This window comes from Pseudomonas ekonensis (genome assembly GCF_019145435.1).
Classification (GTDB): Bacteria; Pseudomonadota; Gammaproteobacteria; order Pseudomonadales; family Pseudomonadaceae; genus Aquipseudomonas; species Aquipseudomonas ekonensis.
The window spans coordinates 1,199,278-1,220,883 of sequence record NZ_JAHSTS010000001.1; the positions used below are offsets into that span (position 1 = coordinate 1,199,278).

27 protein-coding genes are annotated in these 21,606 nt (G+C 64.8%); 14 read left to right on the plus strand and 13 right to left on the minus strand.

Annotation, left to right across the window (positions count from 1 at the left end; translation table 11 throughout):
* Window positions 1–62: 62 nt before the first annotated feature.
* Window positions 63–371 carry a class I SAM-dependent methyltransferase gene (locus KVG96_RS05505; protein WP_217891134.1) on the plus strand — a complete coding sequence of 103 codons (309 nt, stop codon included), beginning with the start codon at window positions 63–65 and terminating at the stop codon, window positions 369–371.
* A 4-nt stretch (window positions 372–375) separates the two neighbouring features.
* Here KVG96_RS05505 and greB read toward each other — a convergent pair whose 3' ends face one another.
* Genes greB through KVG96_RS05520 form a run of 3 tightly spaced genes read right to left on the minus strand, consistent with a single transcriptional unit; the run spans window position 376 to window position 4,095 of the window.
* The gene (gene greB, locus KVG96_RS05510) at window positions 376–873 is read right to left on the minus strand and encodes a transcription elongation factor GreB (protein WP_217891135.1); all 498 of its coding nucleotides are present in this window, start codon (window positions 871–873) and stop codon (window positions 376–378) included.
* A gap of 34 nt (window positions 874–907) precedes the next feature.
* Complete coding sequence (locus KVG96_RS05515; RefSeq protein ID WP_217891136.1) at window positions 908–3,412, minus strand: ABC transporter permease; 2,505 nt, start codon at window positions 3,410–3,412, stop codon at window positions 908–910.
* A complete protein-coding gene (locus tag KVG96_RS05520; RefSeq protein WP_217891137.1) occupies window positions 3,412–4,095 on the minus strand; it encodes an ABC transporter ATP-binding protein in 684 nt (227 codons plus the stop codon). Before KVG96_RS05520 ends, KVG96_RS05515 begins: the two co-directional genes overlap by 1 nt.
* Before the next feature lie 10 nt (window positions 4,096–4,105).
* Here KVG96_RS05520 and KVG96_RS05525 point away from each other — a divergent pair, with 10 nt between their 5' ends.
* The 3 genes from KVG96_RS05525 (at window position 4,106) to KVG96_RS05535 (ending at window position 6,257) form a co-directional block, all read left to right on the plus strand.
* A complete protein-coding gene (locus KVG96_RS05525; protein ID WP_217891138.1) occupies window positions 4,106–4,711 on the plus strand; it encodes an arylesterase in 606 nt (201 codons plus the stop codon).
* 57 nt (window positions 4,712–4,768) lie between these two features.
* A complete protein-coding gene (locus KVG96_RS05530; protein WP_085577994.1) occupies window positions 4,769–5,062 on the plus strand; it encodes a hypothetical protein in 294 nt (97 codons plus the stop codon).
* Between the two features lie 223 nt (window positions 5,063–5,285).
* Window positions 5,286–6,257 carry a L,D-transpeptidase family protein gene (locus KVG96_RS05535; RefSeq protein WP_085577993.1) on the plus strand — a complete coding sequence of 324 codons (972 nt, stop codon included), beginning with the start codon at window positions 5,286–5,288 and terminating at the stop codon, window positions 6,255–6,257.
* A gap of 123 nt (window positions 6,258–6,380) precedes the next feature.
* Here the strand turns inward: KVG96_RS05535 and oprI are convergent, their stop codons facing one another.
* Window positions 6,381–6,632, minus strand: coding sequence for an outer membrane lipoprotei OprI (gene oprI / locus KVG96_RS05540; RefSeq protein WP_011335311.1), 252 nt, complete (start codon window positions 6,630–6,632; stop codon window positions 6,381–6,383).
* 639 nt (window positions 6,633–7,271) lie between these two features.
* Here oprI and KVG96_RS05545 point away from each other — a divergent pair.
* Window positions 7,272–7,553 carry a GNAT family N-acetyltransferase gene (locus tag KVG96_RS05545; protein ID WP_217891139.1) on the plus strand — a complete coding sequence of 94 codons (282 nt, stop codon included), beginning with the start codon at window positions 7,272–7,274 and terminating at the stop codon, window positions 7,551–7,553.
* 61 nt (window positions 7,554–7,614) lie between these two features.
* On the opposite strand, the gene KVG96_RS05550 is transcribed toward KVG96_RS05545, so the two are convergent.
* Together KVG96_RS05550 and KVG96_RS05555 are read right to left on the minus strand one after the other, a co-directional pair.
* Window positions 7,615–8,691 carry a 3-deoxy-7-phosphoheptulonate synthase gene (locus KVG96_RS05550; RefSeq protein ID WP_217891140.1) on the minus strand — a complete coding sequence of 359 codons (1,077 nt, stop codon included), beginning with the start codon at window positions 8,689–8,691 and terminating at the stop codon, window positions 7,615–7,617.
* Between the two features lie 173 nt (window positions 8,692–8,864).
* Window positions 8,865–9,308 (minus strand): PilZ domain-containing protein, encoded by a 444-nt coding sequence (locus tag KVG96_RS05555; protein ID WP_217891141.1) that lies wholly within the window; start codon window positions 9,306–9,308, stop codon window positions 8,865–8,867.
* On the opposite strand from KVG96_RS05555, the gene KVG96_RS05560 reads away from it, so the two are divergent.
* The 5 genes from KVG96_RS05560 to cysB all read left to right on the plus strand — a co-directional run bounded on the left by KVG96_RS05560 (window position 9,307) and on the right by cysB (window position 13,274).
* On the plus strand, window positions 9,307–9,693 hold the full coding sequence (locus tag KVG96_RS05560; protein ID WP_217891142.1) for a thioredoxin family protein: 387 nt from the start codon (window positions 9,307–9,309) through the stop codon (window positions 9,691–9,693). The two genes, KVG96_RS05555 and KVG96_RS05560, sit on opposite strands and share 2 nt — an antisense overlap.
* A complete protein-coding gene (locus KVG96_RS05565; RefSeq protein WP_217891143.1) occupies window positions 9,690–10,649 on the plus strand; it encodes a putative 2-dehydropantoate 2-reductase in 960 nt (319 codons plus the stop codon). The genes KVG96_RS05560 and KVG96_RS05565 overlap by 4 nt, the downstream gene beginning before the upstream one ends.
* A gap of 30 nt (window positions 10,650–10,679) precedes the next feature.
* Window positions 10,680–11,585, plus strand: coding sequence for a 5'-nucleotidase (locus tag KVG96_RS05570; protein WP_217891144.1), 906 nt, complete (start codon window positions 10,680–10,682; stop codon window positions 11,583–11,585).
* Window positions 11,586–11,683: 98 nt separating this feature from the next.
* The gene (locus tag KVG96_RS05575; RefSeq protein WP_085577986.1) at window positions 11,684–12,187 is read left to right on the plus strand and encodes a universal stress protein; all 504 of its coding nucleotides are present in this window, start codon (window positions 11,684–11,686) and stop codon (window positions 12,185–12,187) included.
* A gap of 112 nt (window positions 12,188–12,299) precedes the next feature.
* Entirely contained in the window at window positions 12,300–13,274 is a 975-nt protein-coding gene (gene cysB / locus KVG96_RS05580) for an HTH-type transcriptional regulator CysB (RefSeq protein ID WP_085577985.1), read from the plus strand.
* Window positions 13,275–13,370: 96 nt separating this feature from the next.
* Here cysB and KVG96_RS05585 read toward each other — a convergent pair whose 3' ends face one another.
* Together KVG96_RS05585 and KVG96_RS05590 are read right to left on the minus strand one after the other, a co-directional pair.
* The gene (locus tag KVG96_RS05585; RefSeq protein WP_217891145.1) at window positions 13,371–13,853 is read right to left on the minus strand and encodes a GreA/GreB family elongation factor; all 483 of its coding nucleotides are present in this window, start codon (window positions 13,851–13,853) and stop codon (window positions 13,371–13,373) included.
* Window positions 13,854–13,855: 2 nt separating this feature from the next.
* A complete protein-coding gene (locus tag KVG96_RS05590; RefSeq protein WP_217891146.1) occupies window positions 13,856–14,263 on the minus strand; it encodes a hypothetical protein in 408 nt (135 codons plus the stop codon).
* Window positions 14,264–14,387: 124 nt separating this feature from the next.
* Here KVG96_RS05590 and earP point away from each other — a divergent pair, with 124 nt between their 5' ends.
* Both earP and efp read left to right on the plus strand, forming a co-directional pair.
* On the plus strand, window positions 14,388–15,530 hold the full coding sequence (earP, locus tag KVG96_RS05595) for an elongation factor P maturation arginine rhamnosyltransferase EarP (protein ID WP_217891147.1): 1,143 nt from the start codon (window positions 14,388–14,390) through the stop codon (window positions 15,528–15,530).
* A 48-nt stretch (window positions 15,531–15,578) separates the two neighbouring features.
* Window positions 15,579–16,148: an elongation factor P gene (efp, locus tag KVG96_RS05600; protein WP_085577981.1), complete on the plus strand. Its 570-nt coding sequence runs from the start codon at window positions 15,579–15,581 to the stop codon at window positions 16,146–16,148.
* 90 nt (window positions 16,149–16,238) lie between these two features.
* On the opposite strand, the gene KVG96_RS05605 is transcribed toward efp, so the two are convergent.
* The 4 genes from KVG96_RS05605 to KVG96_RS05620 all read right to left on the minus strand — a co-directional run bounded on the left by KVG96_RS05605 (window position 16,239) and on the right by KVG96_RS05620 (window position 19,541).
* Window positions 16,239–17,249, minus strand: coding sequence for an alpha/beta hydrolase (locus KVG96_RS05605; protein WP_217891148.1), 1,011 nt, complete (start codon window positions 17,247–17,249; stop codon window positions 16,239–16,241).
* Between the two features lie 36 nt (window positions 17,250–17,285).
* Window positions 17,286–17,705 (minus strand): organic hydroperoxide resistance protein, encoded by a 420-nt coding sequence (locus tag KVG96_RS05610; RefSeq protein WP_085577979.1) that lies wholly within the window; start codon window positions 17,703–17,705, stop codon window positions 17,286–17,288.
* Window positions 17,706–18,039: 334 nt separating this feature from the next.
* Window positions 18,040–18,501, minus strand: a complete 462-nt coding sequence (locus KVG96_RS05615; RefSeq protein ID WP_217891149.1) for a MarR family winged helix-turn-helix transcriptional regulator — start codon at window positions 18,499–18,501, stop codon at window positions 18,040–18,042.
* An 83-nt stretch (window positions 18,502–18,584) separates the two neighbouring features.
* Window positions 18,585–19,541: a LysR family transcriptional regulator gene (locus tag KVG96_RS05620; protein ID WP_217891150.1), complete on the minus strand. Its 957-nt coding sequence runs from the start codon at window positions 19,539–19,541 to the stop codon at window positions 18,585–18,587.
* Window positions 19,542–19,650: 109 nt separating this feature from the next.
* On the opposite strand from KVG96_RS05620, the gene KVG96_RS05625 reads away from it, so the two are divergent.
* The gene (locus KVG96_RS05625) at window positions 19,651–20,400 is read left to right on the plus strand and encodes a sulfite exporter TauE/SafE family protein (protein ID WP_217891151.1); all 750 of its coding nucleotides are present in this window, start codon (window positions 19,651–19,653) and stop codon (window positions 20,398–20,400) included.
* On the opposite strand, the gene KVG96_RS05630 is transcribed toward KVG96_RS05625, so the two are convergent.
* Window positions 20,390–21,244, minus strand: a complete 855-nt coding sequence (locus KVG96_RS05630; protein WP_217891152.1) for a LysR substrate-binding domain-containing protein — start codon at window positions 21,242–21,244, stop codon at window positions 20,390–20,392. The two genes, KVG96_RS05625 and KVG96_RS05630, sit on opposite strands and share 11 nt — an antisense overlap.
* 96 nt (window positions 21,245–21,340) lie before the next feature.
* Between KVG96_RS05630 and KVG96_RS05635 the strand changes: the two genes are divergently transcribed.
* Window positions 21,341–21,556 (plus strand): DUF1127 domain-containing protein, encoded by a 216-nt coding sequence (locus KVG96_RS05635; protein WP_217891153.1) that lies wholly within the window; start codon window positions 21,341–21,343, stop codon window positions 21,554–21,556.
* Window positions 21,557–21,606: the final 50 nt, after the last annotated feature.

Here is a 21,606-nt window from a genome sequence, read left to right on the forward strand (position 1 = left end):
AAGCGCTGGTTCGGTGTTGCCTCTCACCTGCCATGCAGACTTTTGAGGCAGAGACACGACACATGAATGCACTTCGCCCTCCAGCACGTCCCGCGCCGATCACGGCACACATCACCCAGCGCAATCCAAAGATCCTGCTTGGCGGCAAGCATCAGCCGACGTTGCTGCGTTACCTCGACGGCTGGCCACGCCGCAGCGGCGGCCCTGCCGCGTTCCTCATCCAGTTTGTCGACGACGGCGAGTCGCTGGCGCGTTTCGCCGACGACAGTTTCGATCTGGCGGTGATTCAGGCTCCGGGCCGCGACGAGGCGCCGCAGATGATCAGGCAACTGACCCGCGTGGCGCGCCAAGGGCTGATCGCCCGGCGCTGAGCCCCTAGGGATACTCGATGGCGACGATGTACACGAACTGCTCGCCGGTCGGCGTCTGCACCCGCACTTCCGCATCCAGCGCCTTGCCGACGAGGGCCCGGGCCAGGGGCGAGTCGATGCTGATCAGGCCCAGCTTCAGATCCAGTTCATCGGGCCCGACGATGCGGTAGCGCGACTGCTTGCCGTCTTCGTCCTCGATGGTGACCCAGGCGCCGAAGTAGACCTTGTTCGGGTCGCTGGGCTTTTCGCTGACGACCCTCAGCGCCTCCAGGCGTTTTGTCAGGAACCGCACCCGGCTGTCGATCTCGCGCAGCATCTTTTTGCCGTAGGTGTACTCGGCGTTTTCCGAGCGGTCGCCCTGGGCCGCCGCCTCGCTCACCGCCTGCGTCACTTGCGGGCGGCGCACGTGCCACAGCTCATGGAATTCGGCGCGCATCCGCGCTTCGCCTTCGGGGGTGATCAGGGCGGTGCCGGCGGTGCGGGGAGGGCGGTAACGGCTCATGTCGAAGTCTTGTGGGGAAGAGGGCTGGAGTCTATCAACCCTCGCGCAGCACTGTCAGCGGGCTTGAGTTGAGGGCCCTGCGCGTGCCGAACACGCCGGCGGCGCCGATCAACGCTGCGCCGATCAGCGGCAGCACCAGCAACCACGGGTGCGGATGCCACGGCAAATCGAACGCGTAGCGGTACAGCACCAGGCTCACCACCTCCGAACCGATGGCCGCCAACAGTCCGCTGACCGCGCCGAGCAGGCCGAACTCGATCCGCCGCGCCTTGACCAGCACCTGCCGCTGCGCGCCGAGCGCACGCAGCAGCGCACCTTGGCGGATGCGCTCATCCAGGGTGGCCTGCAACCCGGAAAACAGCACCGCCATCCCGGCGGCCAGCACAAACAACAGCACATACTCCACCGCCAGGGTGACCTGGGCGAGGATGCTGCGCAGCTGTTCGAGCAGGGCTTCGACCTGCAGGATGGTCACCGCCGGGAAGGCCCGCGACAGTTCGACGATCTGCAGGTCGTGGCCGGGCGCCAGATAGAAACTGGTCAGGTAGGTCGCCGGCAGGTCCTTCAGGGTGCCGGGCTGGAAGATCATGAAGAAGTTCGGCTGGAAGTTGTCCCAGTTGATCTCCCGCAGGCTGGTGACCCTGGCCTCGCGGTTGACCCCGCCGACGCTGAACGCCATGAGGTCGCCGAGCTTGAGCTTCAGGCTTTCGGCGACCTTGCCTTCCACCGAAACGCCCGGGACACCGTCCGCCGGCTGCCCGCTCCACCACGCGCCGGCGGTGATCCGGTTGCCCGCCGGCAGGTCGGCGGCCCAGGTCAGGCTCAGGTCGCGCTGGACCGCCCGGTCGCCGGCCGAATCCTTGCTGACGATCTGCTGCACCGGTTCGCCGTTGATGCTGATCAGCCGCCCCGGCACCACCGGATACAGCGGCGCCGCTTGGGCCGATACGTTGATCAGGTGATCGGCGAAGGCTTGCTTGTCCGCCGGCAGGATGTTCAGGGCGAAGTAGTTCGGTGCGTTCTTCGGCAACTGGTTCTGCCAGGTGTCGAGCAGTTCGCCGCGCAGCAAGGCGATCAGCGCCATGGACAGCAGGATCAGGCCGAAGGCCAGCGCCTGGCCGGCGGCCGCCAGCGGATGGCGCAGCAACTGGCCCAAGCCCAGGCGCCACGGCAGCGGTGCGCGGGCCAGCAGGCGACGCAGGCTCTGCAGCAGCGACAGCAGCAGGCCGCCCAGCACCAGGGCGGCGACCACGCCCCCGCCCAGCAGGGCGAAGGTCAGGAGCAGGTCCAGGCTCAGGCGCCACATGATCAGGCCGAGCGCGCCCAGCGCCGCACCGTAGACCATCCAGGCGCTCGACGGGATCGGCAGCATGTCCCGGCGCAGCACCCGCAGCGGCGGCACGCGGCCCAGCGCGGCGAGCGGCGGCAAGGCGAAGCCGGCCAGCGCCACCAGCCCGGTGCCGATCCCGGCCAGGGCCGGCAGCAAGGTGCCCGCCGGCACATCGGCCGGCAGCAGGTCGTGCAGCAACGCGAACAGCCCCAGTTGCGCCAGCCAGCCGAGCAACGCGCCGCCGAGGCTGGCGAACAGGCCAAGCACCAGCAGTTGCAGGCTGAACAGCACCAGGGTTTCCCGGCGCGACAGACCGAGGCAGCGCAGCAGGGCGCTGGCGTCGAAGCGGCGGCTGGCGAAACGGTTCGCCGACAGCGCCACCGCGACGCCCGCCAGCAGCACCGCCACCAGGCTGGCCATGTTCAGGTAGCGCTCGGCCTTGCCCAGCGCGCCGCCGATCTGCCGGTTGCCGTCGCGGGCGTCCTGAATGCGCTGGTTGGCGGCCAGTCCGGGTTTGATCAATTGCCGGTAGGTCTCCAGCGCCTGGGGCTGGCCGCGCCACAGCTCGCGGTAGCTCACCCGGCTGCCGGGCTGCACCACGCCGGTGGCGGCCAGGTCCTCAAGGTTGATCAGCACCCGTGGCGTCAGGCTGTAGAAGTTGCCGGCGCGGTCGGGCTCGTAGGTCAGCACCCGGGTCAGCTTCAGGGCCTTTTGGCCGACGTCGATGCTGTCGCCGATCTTCAGGTCCAACGCCGTCAGCACGCGTGCCTCGACCCAGGCCTCGCCGGGTTGCGGCTCGCCGCCCGCTTCTTCGGCAGCGAAAGGGGCGGCTGCGCTTTTCAGTTCGCCGCGCAGGGGATAGGCGCGATCAACGGCCTTGATGCTCGACAGTTGAATGCCGTTGTCGGTGGCGATGACGCTGGAGAACTCCACCGCTTGCGCGTGGTCCAGGTGCAGTTCGGCGCCGCTGCGGATCTGTTCCGGGCGTGCCGGCGAGCTGCCTTCGAGCACGAGGTCCGCGCCGAGGAACTCGGTGGCGCGCAGCATCATCGCGCCGTTGAGGCGCGCACCGAAATAGCCGATGGCGGTGCTGGCCGCCACCGCCACCAGCAAGGCGAAGAACAGCACCCGCAACTCGCCGGCGCGGGCATCGCGCAGCAATTGACGAAGGGCAAGGCTGAACAGGCGCAGCAGCGGCAAATGTGCCATCAAGGCTCCAGGGGGGCGACCAGTTCGCCGGCTTCAAGGCGGATCAGGCGCCGGCAGCGATGGGCCAGGCGTTCGTCGTGGGTCACCAGCACCAGGGTGGTGCCGCGCTCCTGGTTCAGTTCGAACAGCAGGTCGCTGATGCGTTGGCCGGTGTGGCTGTCGAGGTTGCCGGTGGGTTCGTCGGCGAACAGCACATCCGGCTCGGCGGCGAAGGCGCGGGCGATGGCTACGCGCTGCTGTTCGCCGCCGGAGAGCTGGCGCGGCGAGTGGGTCAGGCGCTGGCCGAGGCCGACCCGTTGCAGCAGTTCGGTGGCCCGGCTGCGGGCGTCCTTGCGGCCGTCGAGCTCCAGCGGCAGCATGACGTTCTCCAGGGCGTTGAGGCTGTCGAGCAACTGGAACGATTGAAAGACGAACCCCACGTGCTCGGCGCGGATGCGCGCGCGCTGGTCTTCGTCCAGGTTGCTCAGGCCCTGGCCGGCGAGGGTGACTTCGCCGCTGCTGGGCAGGTCGAGCCCGGCGAGCAGGCCGAGCAGGGTGGACTTGCCCGAGCCGGACGCGCCGACGATGGCCAGGCTGTCGCCCTTGGCCAGCTCCAGGCTGAGCGGGTGCAGGATGGTCAGTTCGCCTTCCGCCCCGGAAACCACTTTGCTAAGGTTCTTCGCGGTGAGAATGCTTGCGCCCATGGAGAATCCGATGCGTGTTTGGTTTTTGAGTGCCGGCCTGGCCGTGATGTGCATGGCCCAGAACGCCGTGGCGGGCACCGTCCTGATCGTCGGCGATAGTATCAGCGCCGCTTTCGGGCTGGATACCCGGTCGGGGTGGGTGGCGTTGCTCGAGCAGCGCCTCAGGCACGAGGGTTTTGACGATAAAGTGATCAACGCCTCCATCAGCGGCGACACCAGTGCAGGCGGCCAGGCGCGCCTGCCGGCGCTGCTTTCGGAGCACAAGCCGGACCTGGTGATCCTTGAGCTCGGCGGCAACGACGGCCTGCGCGGAATGCCTCCGGCGCAATTGCAACAAAATCTTGCTTCGATGATCGACAGCGCCCGCCAGAGCGGTGCGAAGGTGCTGTTGCTCGGCATGCAGCTGCCGCCCAATTACGGCAAGCGCTACACCGATGCCTTTGCAAAGGTGTACGGCAACCTGGCCGAGGAAAAAAGCATCCCGCTGGTGCCGTTCTTCCTCGACGGGGTGGGCGGGCATCCTGACCTGATGCAGGCCGACGGCCTGCACCCGGCCGCCGGGGCCCAGGGACGGTTGCTGGAAAATGTGTGGCCGGCGCTGAAACCGCTGCTGTGAGGCTTTTCTAGCGGCAGGCTTTCGGCTAATGTGGCGCCCCCCTAATTGGAGCCCCCGATGCCGCGCCCTGCCTGGTCCCTGTTTGCCTACCAACTGATCGAGCCTGACGAACAGCTGGATCTGTTCGCCTGCCAGGAAGTGCGGGTGCATCTGGTGGCCCGTCAGCTGGAACTCGGCGGCTCGGTGGACCGGACGCTCTGCGGCGGCCTGTTGCCGGCGCAGCCGCGCTGGTCGAGCGTGGATCGCCGGGTGTTTCAGGACCAGCGCCTGTGTTCCCTGTGCCGGGCGATCCTGGAGTCGCAGAAGCGCGGCACCTCGCCGATCTGGCCCGAACTGCGCTTCGAACTTTAGGCCGCCTGTGGCGAGGGCGCTGGCTCCCGCTCGGCGGCCAGGCCTGTGCAAGCCCACGTGAACGCGATTTCATGGTTGCCCCGGCCGCCGCCGGTCAAGGCTTGCCGCGTCGTCCGGCGCGAGCAGGGCCTGTCGCCGCAGGTCTAGCATCTCCCCGAATTCCGCGGGCGCGGTGTACAATCGCGCTCTTGTACCCTTGTCGATCATGCGAAGGATTCTCCGGATGTTGCCGCGTCTTCCTGCCGTCACCCGCTGCCTGTCTCTTGCCGCCCTGTGCGCGGCTGGCCCCGTTGCCGCACTGGAATTTCCCCTGCCACCGCCCGGTGAGGACATCATCGGCCAGGTGCAGGTGATCAAGGCCAAGTACGAGGACACCTTCGCCGACCTGGGCACCACCTACGACCTGGGCTACTCGGAAATGGTCGCGGCCAACCCGGGCATCGATGCCTGGCTGCCGGGCGCCGGCACCGAGGTGATCCTGCCGACCCGCTTCATCCTGCCGCCGGGCCCGCGCGAAGGCATCGTCATCAACCTGGCCGAGTACCGCCTCTACTACTACCCGAAAGGCCGCAACGTGGTGTACACGTTCCCGCTGGGTATCGGCCGTGAGGGCTGGGGTTCGCCGATCGCCCACACCACCATCACCGCCAAGACGCCGAACCCGACCTGGACGCCGCCGGCCTCGATCAAGGCCGAACACGCCGCCGACGGCGACCCGCTGCCGAATGTGGTGCCGGCCGGTCCCGACAACCCGTTGGGCCCGTTCAAGTTCACCCTCGGCACGCCGGGCTACCTGATCCACGGCTCGAACAAGAAGTTCGGTATCGGCATGCGCACCAGCCACGGCTGCTTCCGCATGTTCAACAACAACGTGCTGGAAATGGCCGGCATGGTGCCGGTCGGTACGTCGGTGCGGATCATCAACGACCCGTACAAGTTCGGCCGCAGCGGCGGCAAGGTCTACCTCGAGGCGCACACGCCGCTGGACGACAAGGGCAACCCGTCGGTGGTCGACAAGCACACGGCGGTGATCAACGCGATGCTCAAGCGCGAGGACATCACCAACAACCTGCGCATGAACTGGGATGTGGTGCGTGACGTGGTGGCGGCCGAAGACGGCCTGCCTGTCGAGATCGCCGTGCCGAACACCTCGGCGCCGATGGTCTCCAGCGCCCCGATCGACCTGCAGCAGTAGGCCTGATGACGAAACCCGCCGGCACGTGAAGCGCCGGCGGGTTTTTTGTTGCCGGCAGAAAGCTGCGCGCACAAAAAAGCCGACCCAAAAATGGGTCGGCTTGATAACAATCCCGAAGGACTATTACTTGCGGCTAGCTTTTTCCAGCATGCGCAGAGCACGCTCGTTAGCTTCGTCAGCAGTCTGTTGTGCTTTTTGAGCAGCAGCCAGAGCTTCATCAGCTTTGCGGTAAGCTTCGTCTGCACGAGCTTGGGCGCGAGCAGCTGCGTCTTCAGTAGCGGTCAGACGTGCTTCGGTTTCTTTCGATGCGCTGCTGCAACCGGTAGCCAGAACTGCGGCCAGAGCCAGAGCAGAGAATTTCAGAACGTTGTTCATCGTGTTCCCCTTCAAGGACTTTCAATTAAGTGGCTGTCTCCTCCGATTGAGGAAATAGCCGGCGTACATACTACCCGTTACTTGTAGTAAGTAAACTGACGTAGTGCAAGAAGCAAAAAAAATTGTAGGCGCTGATTCTTTTTCGAGCAACTTTTAACTGGCCTGTATAAAAAATGTCCAGCTGTAAGCCCCGTGATGAGCGAGTCAATGAGAAAAAGTTCCCGTTGGGCAATGCTGTTTTGCCGTCGTTGGCCAATGTCCGTCTATATGGATTCGTCCACACTTTCATTGCGATTTTGTGCGGTGCTTCGCCTATCTTTGGCCGTGTAGAGGTGACTTAAAAAGACGGGGCTCGTCTTACGTCTCAACATCCGGCAATGTTCAGGCGTGCGGGACGGGGGCGAGCGTCTCCCGGACCGCACCCGGCGTCCACCGGAGCCGCCGTCGCCGGCGTGCATGTTGACGAGTGTGCCTTGAGCATTTGGGCCATTGGTGCCTACTATTTGTCACGTGCCAGGTTGCGCGAGATCGGTGCGGCTCTTCTCGGTGTCCATCAGGCACGGGGTGGCGTAGATGTTCCTTCGCCGGGAAAACATCGGTAAGGTAGGGGTCATATTCAAAGACCCGCGAGGAGTAGTGATGAGCGAGGCGTTGTCCATCCACCATGACCAGGCTGGTCATCAGTTCGAGACCAATGTGGACGGTCATCGTGCCTACCTGACCTATATGGATCTGGGGAAACAGACCCTGGACATCTACCGCACCTTCGTGCCAAACGCCTTGCGCGGCCGAGGCATCGCGGCGGCCCTGACCGAACGGGCGCTGCAGTACGCCGACGAAATGGGCTACACGGTCATTCCTTCGTGCTCCTACGTCGAGCGCTACATGGAACGCCATCAGAAGCGCGCCGCCAAGATCTGAACGTCATCCATAAAAAACGCCGGGCTCAGCCCGGCGTTTTTTTATGCCTGCGATAACGCTGTCAGGTGCGCTGACGCTTGGGCAGCACGTCCTTGAGTTTGGCGTGCATGCTGCGCAGGGTGTTTTCGGTGGCGCTCCAGTCGATGCACGCGTCGGTGATCGACACGCCGTACTGCAGGTCGGCGAGGTCTTTCGGAATCGCCTGGCAACCCCAGTTCAGGTGGCTTTCGACCATCAGGCCGATGATCGACTGGTTGCCTTCCAGGATCTGGTTGGCGACGTTCTCCATCACCAGCGGTTGCAGCGCCGGATCCTTGTTGGAGTTGGCGTGGCTGCAGTCGACCATGATGTTCGGCTTGATCTTCGCCTTGGTCAGCGCCTGTTCGCACAGGGCGACGCTGACCGAATCGTAGTTCGGCTTGCCGTTGCCGCCGCGCAGCACCACGTGACCGTAGGCGTTGCCCTTGGTGGTGACGATCGATACGCCGCCTTCCTGGTTGATGCCCAGGAAACGGTGCGGGCTGGAGACCGACTGCAAGGCGTTGATCGCCACGGTCAGGCCGCCGTCGGTGCCGTTCTTGAAGCCGACGGCCGAGGACAGGCCGGAAGCCATTTCGCGGTGGGTCTGGGATTCGGTGGTGCGCGCGCCGATGGCCGACCAGCTGATCAGGTCCTGCAGGTACTGCGGGGAGATCGGGTCCAGCGCTTCGGTCGCGGTCGGCAGGCCTTTCTCGGCCAGGTCCAGCAGCAATTGGCGTCCGATGTGCAGGCCGTCCTGGATCTTGAACGAGTCGTCCAGGTAAGGGTCGTTGATCAGGCCTTTCCAGCCGACGGTGGTGCGTGGCTTCTCGAAGTACACGCGCATGACCAGGTACAGCGTGTCGGAGACTTCCGCCGCCAGCACCTTCAGGCGCTCGGCGTATTCGTGGGCGGCCTTGACGTCATGGATCGAGCACGGGCCGATCACGACGAACAGGCGGTGGTCGGTGCCGTCCAGGATGTTGCGGATGACTTCGCGACCCTTGGTGACGGTGCGCAGGGCAGCGTCGCTCAGGGGGATATCGCGCTTGAGCTGATCGGGAGTGATCAGGGTCTCGTTGGAGGCGACGTTAAGGTCGTTGATCGGTAAATCAGCCATCGTTTACTCGTCAGGTCACGGGTGCCGTCCGCCAGCGATCCCCGCGCGGCGGAGCACAGCGGAATTGAGCGCGTCGGGGAGCGGAACCTTAGCGCGTTAGGCGCCTGCTCGACAATGGGAAAGTAACTGTTCAGGGGGCTTTCGCGCCGGGGCGGCGGGGCCCCGGACGCCTTTCAATCCAGAACGGGGTGGGCAAAGGCCTTGCGGACGGTGTCGTGGGAGAACTCGTCGGCGTGCTGTTCGACCCATTGCAGCGCCAGCGCCTGGATGTCCTGCAGGTCGTCGTGGGCCTCGTTGAGGCGGCAGTAGCGTTCGATCTGGCACACTTGCTCGCCCATCCGCGCGCTGAACAGCGTCTGTTCGTCCGTGAAGGCGATGCCCACCAGATAGCCTTTCTTGCGCCGCAGGCACCAGGCGACGTAGCCCGGATAGCAGATGTCGGCGTTGAGGGTCGGCATGCGCACCTGCAGCGCCGTACCGTGGCGCCATGCGCGATGGTAATTGCAAGCGATGCCGCCGAGGCTGATAGTGTTCAGCCGTTGCCGCGAAATGCATTCAGGTGTGAGCAACGTCAGTTCAACGGGCACATCGTCCGGATGAGGAATGAAACGTCCCATGAGCACAGACTCCCTGTGTCGGCCATTTGACATTGTTTCCCCCAGTATAGTGGTCGAATCGCAACTGACCGATTTCGACGCCGACCAACGGCTGCTGGCGATGAGCGGCGTTTCCCTGGTGATCTTCACCAGCGTGGGCTGTGCCTCGTGCCGCTATGCCCGCCAGATGCTGCCGACGCTGAAGCTTGCGGTCGACCGCCTGTGCTGGATCGACGCCGGCGACAACGGCGGGCTGGTCGAGCGTTATCAGGTCTTTCATTTGCCGGCGCTGTTTGTGGTGCGCGACGGCGAGTTCTTTGGTGCTGTGCACACGCGCCTGAGCGCCGGCGAGCTGAATGCCGCGGTGGCCAAGGCGCTGGAGCGAATTGCAGAGGAGTTGCCATGACGGGGACAGTGAATGACAGGCCGGCGGTGGGGATCATCGGCACCGGCGCGATCGGCGGGTTCTACGGATTGATGCTGGCGAGGGCCGGGTTCGATGTGCACTTTCTGTTGCGCAGCGAGTTCAGCGCCGTGGCCGAGCGCGGCCTGCGGGTGGACAGCGCGGTGCACGGCGCGCTGACGCTCGACCCGGTGCAGGCCTACGCAAAGGCCGACGACATGCCGCCGTGCGACTGGCTGCTGGTCGGGGCCAAGACTACCGGCACCGCCGACCTGGCACCGGCGATCGTGCGGGCGGCGAAGCCCGGCGCCAAGGTGCTGTTGCTGCAGAACGGCCTGGATGTCGAGGACAGCCTGCGGGCGTTGCTGCCCGATTCGCTGCACCTGCTCGGCGGTCTGTGCCAGATCTGCGTCCACCGCGAGGGGCCGGGGCAGATCACCCACCAGGCGCTGGGGGCGGTGAACGTCGGCTACCACAGCGGCCCGGCGGCGGACGGCGCGGCGCGGATGGCGATCGTCGAGGAGGGCGCCGGGCTGTTCCGCGCCGCCGGCATCGATTCCCAGGCGATGCCCGACCTGCGCCAGGCGCGCTGGCAGAAGCTGGTCTGGAACATCCCCTACAACGGCCTGTCCGTGCTGCTGGGGGCGAGCACCACCCCATTGATGGCCGACGCGGACAGCCGCGCGCTGATCCGGGCGCTGATGGCCGAAGTGGTGCAGGGCGCCAAGGCCTGCGGCCATGACCTGCCGCCGGGCTACGCCGACTATCTGTTCATGATGACCGAAAAAATGCCGGACTATTGGCCGAGCATGCATCATGATTTCCTGCACAAGCGGCCGCTGGAGCTCGAGGCGATCTACGCCCGTCCGTTGGCGGCGGCCAAGGCGGCGGGGTGCGAGCTGCCGCGGATCGAGGCGTTGCACCGAACCTTGGGGTTCATCGACCGACGCAACAGGTGAGACCGTTTCCGATGCAAGGCGAGGGAAGGCATGGCAAAGAACATCGATGACAAACTGGTGCTGGCGATTTCGTCCCGCGCCCTGTTCGACCTGAGCGAGAGCCACAAGGTCTATGAGTCGAGCGGCGTCGAAGCCTACCGGCAATACCAGATCGAGCATGAGGACGAAATCCTCGCCCCGGGCGACGCCTTCCCGCTGGTGGAAAAGCTGCTGAGCCTCAATGCCCGTCTTGGGCGGGCGCGGGTCGAGGTGATCCTGGTGTCGCGCAACAGCGCCGACACCGGCCTTCGGGTGTTCAACTCGATCGGCCATTACGGCCTGGCGATCTCACGGGCCGCGTTCGTCGGCGGGCGCAGTCCGTATCCGTACCTCAAGGCGTTCGGCTGCGACCTGTTTCTCTCCACCCACGCCGAGGATGTGCGTGCTGCGCTGGACGCCGGGTTCGCGGCGGCGACCATTCTGTCCGGCGGCGCCGGCCGTGCGGCCAGCGATGAATTGCGCATCGCCTTCGACGGTGATGCGGTGCTGTTTTCCGACGAGTCGGAACGCGTCTATCAGTCCGGCGGGCTGGAGGCGTTCCAGGCCAAGGAGCGCGAGTCGGCGCGCGAGCCGCTGCGGGGCGGGCCGTTCAAGGGTTTTCTGGCGGCGCTCAACGTGCTGCAGCGGGAGTTCCCGGAGGACGATTGCCCGATCCGCACCGCGCTGGTGACGGCCCGTTCGGCGCCGGCCCACGAGCGGGTGATCCGTACCTTGCGCGAGTGGGACATCCGCCTGGACGAGTCGCTGTTCCTCGGCGGCCTGACCAAGGCGGCGTTCCTTGAAGCGTTCGCCGCCGACGTGTTCTTCGACGACCAGGCCGGGCACTGCGAACTGGCGCGGGAAGTGGTCGCCACCGGCCACGTGCCCCATGGCGTGAGCAACGAACCGTCGCTCTGAAGCCCGCGTGGCACAAGACGTTGCACCGCCCGCCGCTGTCGCCAAGGCACTGCTAAGCTGAATCAAATCTCCGCCATGTCGGCACGCTGGGAGGTCACATGATTCGTGCGATGCTGTATGCCACTGACCTCGGTCTGTACGCACCGTTAGTGATGCAGCACGCCTTGGCGCTGGCCCGGACGTTCGACGCCGACCTGTATGTGGTGCACGCGGTGGAACCCATGGGGCTGTTCGCCGAATCGGTGCTGCAAAGCTACCTCGACGAACAGGCGCTGAACGAATTCCACAGCCAGGGACTGAAGACGGTCATCGCCAACATCGAGCAGCGGGTGCTCGACAGTTTCCGTGAAGAGCTGGGGGACGAGGGGGAGCAGGACCTGCAGCGGATCCGGGCCGTGCGGGTGCTGCAAGGGGATCCGTCCCAGGTGATTCTCGAGCAGGTGCAGAAACTCTCGGTCGATTTGCTGATCGTAGGAAGTCACAGCCACGGGGTGGGGGCGGAAACGCCGTTGGGGCGCACGGCGGCCCGGGTGCTGCAATTGTCCAAGGTGCCGGTTTATCTGGTGCCGCTGGTGGAGCGCCGGCGTCGGGAGGATCGCTGAAGCGGAATAATGGCGTTTTGATGAAATAGTTCTAGATTTATTCTTCAAACCATTCATATAGTTATATATCGTCGCTGATGCCCGTGGCGTCTACCTGCTTTGAGGGATTCATATGAAGCTTCAACAATTGCGCTACATCTGGGAAGTGGCGCACCACGACCTCAACGTTTCCGCTACAGCCCAAAGCCTCTACACCTCGCAACCGGGCATCAGTAAACAGATCCGACTGCTGGAAGACGAACTCGGCGTCGAAGTGTTCGCCCGCAGCGGCAAGCACCTGACCCGCGTCACCCCGGCCGGCGAACGCATCATCACCACCGCCGGCGAGATCCTGCGCAAGGTCGAGAGCATCAAGCAGATCGCCCAGGAATTCTCCAACGAGAAGAAAGGCACCCTGTCGATCGCCACCACCCACACCCAGGCCCGCTATGCGCTGCCGCCGGTGATCAGCAATTTCATCAAGCAATACCCGGACGTGGCGCTGCACATGCACCAGGGCTCGCCGATGCAGATCGCCGAAATGGCCGCCGACGGCACCGTGGACTTCGCCATCGCCACCGAAGCGCTGGAGCTGTTCGGCGATCTGGTGATGATGCCGTGCTACCGCTGGAACCGTTGCGTGGTCGTGCCTCAGGGCCACCCGCTGACCAAGCTGCCGAAGCTGACCCTCGAGGCGCTGGCCGAATATCCGATCGTGACCTACGTGTTCGGTTTCACCGGCCGCTCGAAGCTCGACGAGGCCTTCAGCCACCGCGGCCTGACGCCGAAAGTGGTGTTCACCGCCGCCGACGCCGACGTGATCAAGACCTACGTGCGCCTGGGCCTGGGCGTGGGCATCGTGGCGAAAATGGCCGTCGACACCACGCTCGACAAAGACCTGGTGGTGCTCGACGCCAGCGAACTGTTCGAGTCCAGCGTGACCAAGATCGGTTTCCGCCGCGGCACCTTCCTGCGCGGCTTCATGTGCGACTTCATCGAGAAGTTCGCGCCGCACCTGACCCGCGAAGTGATGGCCAAGGCCATCCAGTGCCACAACAAGCAGGAACTGGAAGAGCTGTTCGACGGCGTCGAACTGCCCGTCCACTAAACCCGCTATCCCTGTGGCGAGGGAGCTTGCTCCCGCTGGCCTGCGCAGCAGGCCCATCGCTCAAGGGGCCGCTGCACGCGCCCTCGCCACAATCCCCTAAAGCACCTCGGTGACCGCGAACTGTTGCCGGGTGCCCGCCACCAGAATCTCCACCTCGTCGCCTTCGAACTTGCCCAGCAGGCCTTTGCCCAGCGGCGAGCGAGGGCTGATGACGGTGACCGGTTGCCCCACCACATCGACTTTAAGGCCTGCCGCATCCGGCGCCAGGAACAGCCATTGCTCGCGCCCGCGTTCATCCTCGAGGCCGAGCAGCGCGCCCACCTCGATGCCCCGGGTGTCGTCGTAGGCGCGCAGGATCAGGTTCTGGCACAGCGCCAGCGACTGGCGGATTTCCTCGACGCGCCGGGCCTGCCCGGCGGCCAGGTACGACGCCTCCAGCCCAAGGGTGTCGTACTTGTTTTCGGCGATGTTCTCTTCGTGGGTCGCGGCCTCGTAAGCGGTTTGCGCCGCACGCTCGGCGATGTCGAGGTCGCTGCGCAGTTTGTCGAGGATCAGTTGGTGGACGGTCTGTTTGTTCATGGTCAATCGCAGAACTGCAGTACGTTGGCGCGGCTCTTTTCGCTGGGGGCCGTCTGATCCTGCTGCAGCCAGAACTGGCACTTGGGATTGGACAAGTTGCGGGTGCTGCTGCGGGCCTGGTCCAGGCGCACTTGCTGCTCGTTCTTGCGCAGGTTCTCTTCGTACTGTTCGAACATCCGGTTCTGCGGCTCCGGTTGCGGCTGTGGCTGGGCGACGGCCGGCGGCCTGCCTATTTGCTGGACCGCCTCGGTCACCGGGGCCAACTGATGGCTGAAGAGCCGGGAGGCGAGCCACCAGGTCAAGGCGATGGCAAGAAAACCCAGCCACAGGCCAAGGGCGATGCTGCCGGTCAATTGCAGCGCACTAAGCTGAACAGGCAAAGGGCGACGCGGGGCGGGACGGTAGGGCATGACAGCCTCCTGGCGGACGAGAGCGGGCGAGCACCGATTGTCGCACGAAGATTCGTCGGCGTCGGCTCTTCTCCGAGGGCGCGTTTGCGCGGACAATCGGCGCTTTTGCCAACGGGAGCTTCTGATGGCGGCAACGAACACCCGCTGGGACATCTTTTGCACCGTGGTCGACAACTACGGCGACATCGGCGTGACCTGGCGCCTGGCCCGGCAACTGGTGGCCGAGCACGGCGTGGCGGTGCGCCTGTGGGTCGATGACCTGCGGGCGTTCGAGCGCCTCTGCCCGGAAATCGAACCAGGCCTCGCGCAGCAGCGGCAACAGGGCGTCGAGGTGCGGCATTGGCCCCAGGAGTGGGTCGGGGCGGATGCGGCCGATGTGGTGATCGCCGCGTTTGCCTGTCAGTTGCCGGGCCCGTACATGGACGCCATGGCCGAACGGGAACAGCCGCCGCTGTGGATGAACCTCGACTACCTCAGCGCCGAAGACTGGGTGGTCGGATGCCACGGGTTGCCGTCGGTGAAGTACAGGTCGGTGCAGAAGTTCTTCTTCTTTCCGGGGTTCCAGCCAGGCACCGGCGGGTTGTTGCGCGAGCAGGGGCTGATCGAGCGGCGTCAGGCGTTTCAGCAGGATCCCGCAGCCCAGCGAACATTCCTGCAGGAACTGGGGATTGATCCGGCGCCCGGCTCACAGCTCATTTCACTGTTCGCCTACGAAAACGCCGGCCTGGCCAGTTGGCTCGATGTGCTGGCCGCCGATGCCCGGCCGACCCACTTGCTGGTGCCGGAAGGCCGGATCCTGGGCGACGTCGCCCGGTGGCTCGGGGCGGACGCGCTGACGGCGGGCGCCTTGCAGGTGCGCGGGTCGCTGACCGTGCAGGTCATCCCGTTCGTGCGTCAGGACCAATACGACCGCTTGCTCTGGTGCTGCGACTTCAATGCGGTGCGCGGGGAGGACTCGTTCGTCCGGGCGCAGTGGGCGGGACGGCCGATGCTGTGGCACATTTACCAGCAGGAAGAAGACATTCACCTGGACAAGCTCGACGCGTTCCTGGCGCTCTACACGAAGGGCCTTTCGTCGGGCGCGGCCGAGGCGACAGGCGGTCTTTGGCGGGCGTGGAGCGCCGGACTCCCCATCGGACAGCACTGGCTCGCGGCCCGCAAACACTGGGCGGAACTGCAGCGGCACGCCCAATCCTGGTCTCTGGAACAGGCCTTGCAGGCCGATCTTGCCACGGCGCTGGTACAGTTTTACCGAAATTGGCTATGATACGCGGCCTAGATTTTTGTACATCCCATCCAAATTCGGATATTCGCAATGAAAACTGGTAAAGAACTCAAACCCGGTACCGTGCTCCGTATCGACAACGATCCTTGGCTGGTTCAGAAAACTGAATTCACCAAGTCGGGCCGTAACAGCGCGATCATGAAGACCAAGCTGAAGAACCTGCTGACCGGTTACAAGACCGAAACCGTTTACGGTGCGGACGACAAACTGGACGACGTGATCCTGGACCGCAAAGAAGCCACCCTGTCCTTCATCAGCGGTGACTCCTACACGTTCATGGACACCACCGACTACACCATGTACGAGCTGAACGCCGAAGACATCGAAAGCGTGCTGCCGTACATCGAAGAAGGCATGGAAGACGTCTGCGAAGCCGTGTTCTTCGAAGGCCGCCTGGTATCGGTAGAACTGCCGACCACCATCAGCCGTCAGGTCGTCTACACCGAGAACGCCGCTCGTGGCGACACCTCGGGCAAGGTGATGAAGCCTGCCAAACTGAAGAACGGCACCGAGATCCAGGTTGCTGACTTCATCGAAATCGACGAGTGGATCGATATCGACACCCGCGACAACTCCTTCAAGGGTCGCAGCAAGAAGTAATTCTGCTGTCGTGTCGCACAAAAAAACCCGACCATCGAGTCGGGTTTTTTTGTGCCTGCCCATTGTGGAAGCGGGCTTGTTCCTACAGCTTCACTTCAGGTGTTGCTTGAGTTCCTCCGAAGCCTGAAGCATCGCCGAGCGAACCGCCGGCACCTGGCTGACCACGTTGAGCAAACCGTAGTCGTGGATCAGGCCGTTGTAGCGCACGGCCGTCACCGGCACGCCGGCCTCGTCCAGCTTGCGGGCGTAGGCTTCGCCTTCGTCGCGCAGCACGTCGGCGCTGGCGGTCTGCACTAACGCCGGCGGCAGGCCTTTGAGTTGCGCAGTGGTGGCCCGCAGCGGAGAGGCGTAGATCTCGTTGCGCTGCTTGGCGTCGGTGGTGTAGTTGTCCCAGAACCACTTCATCATGTTGCGGGTGAGGAAGTGCCCCTCGGCGTACTGGTTGTAGGAACCGGTGTCGAAGCCGGCGTCGGTCACCGGCCACAGCAGCGCCTGGAAGCGGATGGCCGGGGTGCCCTTGTCCTTGGCCATCAGCGCGACCACGGCCGCCATGTTGCCGCCGACGCTGTTGCCGGCCACGGCCAGGCGCTTGCCGTCGACGTTGATCTCTTTCCCGTGCTCGGCCACCCATTTGGTGGCGGCGTAGGCCTGGTTGATCGCCACCGGGTAATGCGCTTCCGGCGAAGGGGTGTAGTTGACGAACACCGCCACCGCCCCCGACCCGGCCACCAGGTCGCGCACCAGGCGTTCGTGGGTCGGGAAGTCCCCCAGCACCCAGCCGCCGCCGTGGAAGAACATGAACACCGGCAGCTCACCCTTGACTCCGGCTGGCCGGACGATGGTCAGGCTCAGCGGCTGGCCGTCGACCTGGATGGTCTTCTGGCTCACATCGGCCGCCGGCAGCGTCAGCTTGACGCCGGCCTGGGCACCCACCAGCACGGCGCGGGCCTCTTTCGGCGTCATCTGTTCCATCGGCTTGCCGTTGCCGGCGTTCAGCGCATCGAGGAACGCCTGGGTGTTGTGTTCGACATCACCGGCGAACGCGCTGTGGACGGACAGGGCGAGAAGGGTGCCGGTCAAGACTTTGCTGAAAGCGTTCATGTTCGTTTCCTGTGTTCGGGCCTTGGGTGTCTGGGGTTAGACGGTGACGTGCAGGCGTACGTCGACGTTGCCGCGGGTGGCGTTGGAGTACGGGCAGACCTGGTGTGCGGCGTCGACCAGGCTCTGCGCGTCGGCCTGTTCCAGGCCCGGCAGGCTGATGTGCAGGTCGATGTCCAGACCGAAGCCGCCGGGGATCTGGCCGATGCCGACATGGGCGGTGATCGAGGCGTTGTCCGGGATCTTGCGTTTGGTCTGGCCGGCGACGAATTTCAGGGCGCCGATGAAGCAGGCCGAGTAGCCGGCGGCGAACAGTTGCTCAGGGTTGGTGGCCGCGCCGCCGGCACCGCCGAGTTCTTTCGGGGTGGCCAGCTTGACGTCGAGGATGTTGTCGCTGGAGATCGCACGACCGTCACGGCCGCCGGTGGAGGTTGCGATTGCGGTGTAGAGAGTTTGCATGGTGTGAGCCTCTTCGAGTGTGGTTTGTTGCGCTAATTGTTTGCGCGTTAACTAAGTGCGAGGTGAATGTATCGCTCAAATATTTAGTGCGCAAGATAATTTTTTCGAAAAGGCCCGCGCGAATCATGGAAACACCCCGTTGATGGAGCGGAAGCTTTTGATGTGAAAGGATTTTTATGGTGAGGCAGGAGGCAAAAATATTTTTCGCAGCCGGGCGAAACGCAGCCCCTGTAGGAGCGAGCCTGCTCGCAATGGCGGTGGTTCAGTCACGGAAAGGCTGAATGTCTGACCGCAATCGCGAGCAGGCTCGCTCCGACAGGAGGGAAGGGGGGATTCAGCTCAGGCTGCCTTGCAGGTGGCTGCGCAGCGCCTGCAGTTCGGCCTGCAGGTGTTGCAGGCGCTCCAGCGAAAAGCCGCTGGCGCCGAGGATGCACTGCGGAATGGTGCGGGCCTGTTCGCGCAGGGCGCGGCCCTGCGCGGTCAGTTCGACGATCACCACCCGCTCGTCTTCCCGGCTGCGGGTGCGGCTGAGCAGGCCTTCGCCTTCCAGGCGCTTGAGCAGCGGGGTCAGCGAGCCCGGATCGGTCAGCAGGCGTGCGCTGATTTCCCCGACGGTCAGACCGTCCTTTTCCCACAGCACCATCATCGCCAGGTATTGCGGGTAGGTCAGGCCGAGCGCTTGCAGCAAGGGCTTGTAGACCTTGGTCATCATCAGCGAGGTGGAATGCAGGGCGAAGCAGGCCTGGTTGTCCAGCAGCAGGTCTTCGCAGAGGTCGGTGGTGCGGTCGGTGTTCATGTCAAAGCCTTGATCGGTGATCGGATGAATCTAGCGCCCGAACCTTTAATGCGCCACACAAATCTGGCCGGGCGCGGCATCGTTCAGTGCCGGCCCAGCTCCCGTTGCAGCGCCAGGTCCCAGGGCGGCACGGGGCTGAAGCGGGTCTTGAGGTACTCCAGCAGCAGGCGGCTGCGTGAACTGGCCTGCTGCGCCAGGCGCAAGGCATAGATCACGGCGGGTTCCGGTTTGGGCAAACCGTGTTCGCAGAACAGCGGCAGCAACTCGCCGCGCAGCAGGTATTCGCTGGCCAGCCAGGTCGGCAGGTGAGCGATGCCGAGGCCGGCCAGGGCGCCGCACACCAGCGCCTCGGCGTTGTTGGCGCTCATGCGGATCCGGCCGGGCCGGTGCAGCTGCATTTTCCCCTCATGCTCGAAGCGCCAGGCGAAGGGCGGGGCGAGGCCGTCCCAGTCCAGACCGTCGTGTTCGCTCAGTTGCGCGGGCTCGCTCGGCATGCCCCGGCGTTTCAGGTAGGCGGGGCTGGCGCAGGCGATGCGCATCATGCTCGCCAGGGGCGTGGCGACCAGCCGGGTGTCGGCCAGTTGCCCGGCGCGCAGCACCAGATCGACCTTGCCCAGGTTCGAGCCGTGCATGTCGACGAAGCTGTCGATCAGGTGCAGTTGAACGTCCAGGCCCGGGTACAGCACCAGGAAATCGGCGATCACCGGCGCCAGGTGCCGGCGGCCGAACGCCGCCGGGGCATCGACCCGGATCAGGCCTTCCGGCGCGCTGCTCAGGGACACTGCCTCGGCCCGGGCCAGGCGCAGTTCGGCGACGATCCGCCGCGCCCGTTCGGCAAACGCCAGCCCGGCCGGCGTGGCGCGCACGGCGTGGGTGCTGCGGATGAACAATTGGCTGCCCACCGCTGCTTCGAGGCTGTCGATGCGTCGCGCCACGGCAGAGGGGGTCAGCGGATGGCGCCGGGACGCCGCCGAAAAACTGCCGCTTTCCAGCACATCGAGAAACAGGCCGAGTTGTTCGGTCAATTGATTGGGGTTCATGGGGGGCGTTGCCTTTGCGAATTTGGCACAGCCATTGTGCGTTGCTGTGCGTTTCCGAGCCAGCACCGACTGCGTAGGATGAGCCCCATGACGTAAGAGGAGTACTGCTGTGATCGAGTTTCTGCTGTACCTGCTGTTTGGCGCCGCCCTGGGCACATTGGGCGGAGTGTTCGGGATCGGCGGTGGCCTGATCGCCATTCCTTTGCTCGGCGCCTGGTTCGGGCTCGATCAGCAACTGGCCCAAGGCACGGCGCTGGTGATGGTGGTGCCCAACGTGATGCTGGCGCTGTGGCGCTACCATCAGCGCAACCGCATCGAACTGCATCACGCGTTGCCGCTGGCGGTGATGGGATTTTGCTTTGCCTGGATCGGATCGGTCTGGGCGGTGCGGATCGACGCGCAGACCATGCGCATCGGCTTTGTGGCGTTCCTGGTGGCGCTGTCGGCCTACAATGTGCTGCGGATGTTCGGCGGCAAAGCGGCGACGACGTCCGGGATGCGCTATTCATGGCCGTGGTTGGGTGTGCTCGGCGCGGCCTCCGGCACCATGGGCGGCCTGTTCGGCGTCGGCGGGGCGGTGGTGGCGACCCCCGTGCTGACCAGCCTGTTCGGCACCACCCAGGTGGTCGCCCAGGGCCTGTCGCTGGCGTTGGCGCTGCCGAGCACCGGGGTCACGCTAGTGACCTACGCGGCGCACCGGGAAGTGGACTGGATGATCGGCCTGCCGCTGGCGGCGGGCGGGCTGTTGAGCATCAGCTGGGGCGTGCGCATCGCCCACGCGATGCCGGAAAAGCTGCTGCGCGGGCTGTTCTGCGGTTTCCTGGTGCTGAGCGCGGTGATGCTCGCCCTTAAAGTTTGAAGCCTTCGACGATGTGCTCGGCCAGGCACTCGGTGATCGGCGACGGGTGGTTGAGGTTGCGGATCAGCATGATGCTGGCCTCCGGCAGCAGCGGCAGGTCTTCGTCGGCGCCGAGGATGCGCATGTCCGGGGTGATCAGGCTTTCCAGCTGTGCGGTGATGGCCAGCCCGGCGCTCACCACCGCCATCAGCGCCGACAGGCTGGTGCTGTTGTAGGCGATGCGGTATTCGCGGCCCATGGCGTCCAGCGCGTTGCAGGCCCACAGGCGGCAGAAGCAGTCGCTGTTGAACATCGCCAGCGGCAGGGGCGTCTGTTCGTGGGCGCTGAAGTTCTGCGCCTCGGCCCAGACGAAGCGCTCCTTGCGCAGCAACTGGCCGATCTCGCTGCCCGGCTCGCGGGTGACGATCGACAGGTCCAGGTCGGTGCGCTGCAGCAGTTGCCTGGTCGATTCGCAATGCACCTCGATCTGGATCAGCGGATAGAACTGGGCGAAGCGCGACAGGATCCCCGGCAGGAAGCGCATCACGTAGTCATCCGGGGTGCCGATGCGCACGGTGCCGACCATGTGCGGTTCGCGCAGGGTGTTGAACACTTCGCTGTGCAGCTTGAGGATGCGCCGGGCGTAGCCCAGCAGCACCTGGCCCTCGGCGGTCAGGCGCACCTGCCGGCCGTCGCGCTCGAACAGCTGGCGCTGCAGCACGTCTTCCTCCAGGCGCTTCATCTGCATGCTCACCGCCGACTGGGTGCGGTTGACCATTTCGCCGGCGCGGGTGAAGCCGCCCTGATCGGCAATCGCGACGAAGGTGCGCAGGACATCGGTATCGATACTGGGGTAGGCGGACATTCATCAATCTCCGAGATGCATGCCATCAGAAACATTCGTTGGATTGATCGTAGACCCGGGGCGAGACTGAAGCCATCCCTAAAGGAGGGCAACACGATGAAAGGTCAAAGCGAATATGTAAGCGACGAAAAAGTGTCCGGCCATCTCGTTTCCGATCTGCTGCACAAGTTCAGCCGCTGGTACGAGCTGCACCGCGAGCGCGAGCTGCTCGCCGGCCTGAGCGACGAAGCGCTGAAGGACATCGGCGTCAGCCGTGCCGATGTCGAACACGAAGCGGTGCGGCCGTTCTGGGACGATCCGATGCACAAATGATGACGGGGATTCGGGGGACGCTACACAAACCACTTTCAGGTGAGGTAGGT

Bases quoted from the DNA above. Each gene is read 5' to 3' on its own strand.
- KVG96_RS05520 (WP_217891137.1), bottom strand. From the start codon at position 4,095: ATGGGCGCAAGCATTCTCACCGCGAAGAACCTTAGCAAAGTGGTTTCC.
- KVG96_RS05635 (WP_217891153.1), top strand. From the start codon at position 21,341: ATGAAAGGTCAAAGCGAATATGTAAGCGACGAAAAAGTGTCCGGCCAT.
- KVG96_RS05575 (WP_085577986.1), top strand. From the start codon at position 11,684: ATGATTCGTGCGATGCTGTATGCCACTGACCTCGGTCTGTACGCACCG.
- efp (WP_085577981.1), top strand. From the start codon at position 15,579: ATGAAAACTGGTAAAGAACTCAAACCCGGTACCGTGCTCCGTATCGAC.
- KVG96_RS05535 (WP_085577993.1), top strand. From the start codon at position 5,286: ATGTTGCCGCGTCTTCCTGCCGTCACCCGCTGCCTGTCTCTTGCCGCC.
- oprI (WP_011335311.1), bottom strand. From the start codon at position 6,632: ATGAACAACGTTCTGAAATTCTCTGCTCTGGCTCTGGCCGCAGTTCTG.
- KVG96_RS05515 (WP_217891136.1), bottom strand. From the start codon at position 3,412: ATGGCACATTTGCCGCTGCTGCGCCTGTTCAGCCTTGCCCTTCGTCAA.
- KVG96_RS05565 (WP_217891143.1), top strand. From the start codon at position 9,690: ATGACGGGGACAGTGAATGACAGGCCGGCGGTGGGGATCATCGGCACC.
- KVG96_RS05550 (WP_217891140.1), bottom strand. From the start codon at position 8,691: ATGGCTGATTTACCGATCAACGACCTTAACGTCGCCTCCAACGAGACC.
- KVG96_RS05570 (WP_217891144.1), top strand. From the start codon at position 10,680: ATGGCAAAGAACATCGATGACAAACTGGTGCTGGCGATTTCGTCCCGC.
- KVG96_RS05630 (WP_217891152.1), bottom strand. From the start codon at position 21,244: ATGTCCGCCTACCCCAGTATCGATACCGATGTCCTGCGCACCTTCGTC.
- KVG96_RS05590 (WP_217891146.1), bottom strand. From the start codon at position 14,263: ATGCCCTACCGTCCCGCCCCGCGTCGCCCTTTGCCTGTTCAGCTTAGT.
- greB (WP_217891135.1), bottom strand. From the start codon at position 873: ATGAGCCGTTACCGCCCTCCCCGCACCGCCGGCACCGCCCTGATCACC.
- KVG96_RS05525 (WP_217891138.1), top strand. From the start codon at position 4,106: ATGCGTGTTTGGTTTTTGAGTGCCGGCCTGGCCGTGATGTGCATGGCC.
- KVG96_RS05585 (WP_217891145.1), bottom strand. From the start codon at position 13,853: ATGAACAAACAGACCGTCCACCAACTGATCCTCGACAAACTGCGCAGC.
- KVG96_RS05530 (WP_085577994.1), top strand. From the start codon at position 4,769: ATGCCGCGCCCTGCCTGGTCCCTGTTTGCCTACCAACTGATCGAGCCT.
- KVG96_RS05505 (WP_217891134.1), top strand. From the start codon at position 63: ATGAATGCACTTCGCCCTCCAGCACGTCCCGCGCCGATCACGGCACAC.
- KVG96_RS05605 (WP_217891148.1), bottom strand. From the start codon at position 17,249: ATGAACGCTTTCAGCAAAGTCTTGACCGGCACCCTTCTCGCCCTGTCC.
- earP (WP_217891147.1), top strand. From the start codon at position 14,388: ATGGCGGCAACGAACACCCGCTGGGACATCTTTTGCACCGTGGTCGAC.
- KVG96_RS05615 (WP_217891149.1), bottom strand. From the start codon at position 18,501: ATGAACACCGACCGCACCACCGACCTCTGCGAAGACCTGCTGCTGGAC.
- KVG96_RS05555 (WP_217891141.1), bottom strand. From the start codon at position 9,308: ATGGGACGTTTCATTCCTCATCCGGACGATGTGCCCGTTGAACTGACG.
- KVG96_RS05610 (WP_085577979.1), bottom strand. From the start codon at position 17,705: ATGCAAACTCTCTACACCGCAATCGCAACCTCCACCGGCGGCCGTGAC.
- cysB (WP_085577985.1), top strand. From the start codon at position 12,300: ATGAAGCTTCAACAATTGCGCTACATCTGGGAAGTGGCGCACCACGAC.
- KVG96_RS05620 (WP_217891150.1), bottom strand. From the start codon at position 19,541: ATGAACCCCAATCAATTGACCGAACAACTCGGCCTGTTTCTCGATGTG.
- KVG96_RS05545 (WP_217891139.1), top strand. From the start codon at position 7,272: ATGAGCGAGGCGTTGTCCATCCACCATGACCAGGCTGGTCATCAGTTC.
- KVG96_RS05560 (WP_217891142.1), top strand. From the start codon at position 9,307: ATGAGCACAGACTCCCTGTGTCGGCCATTTGACATTGTTTCCCCCAGT.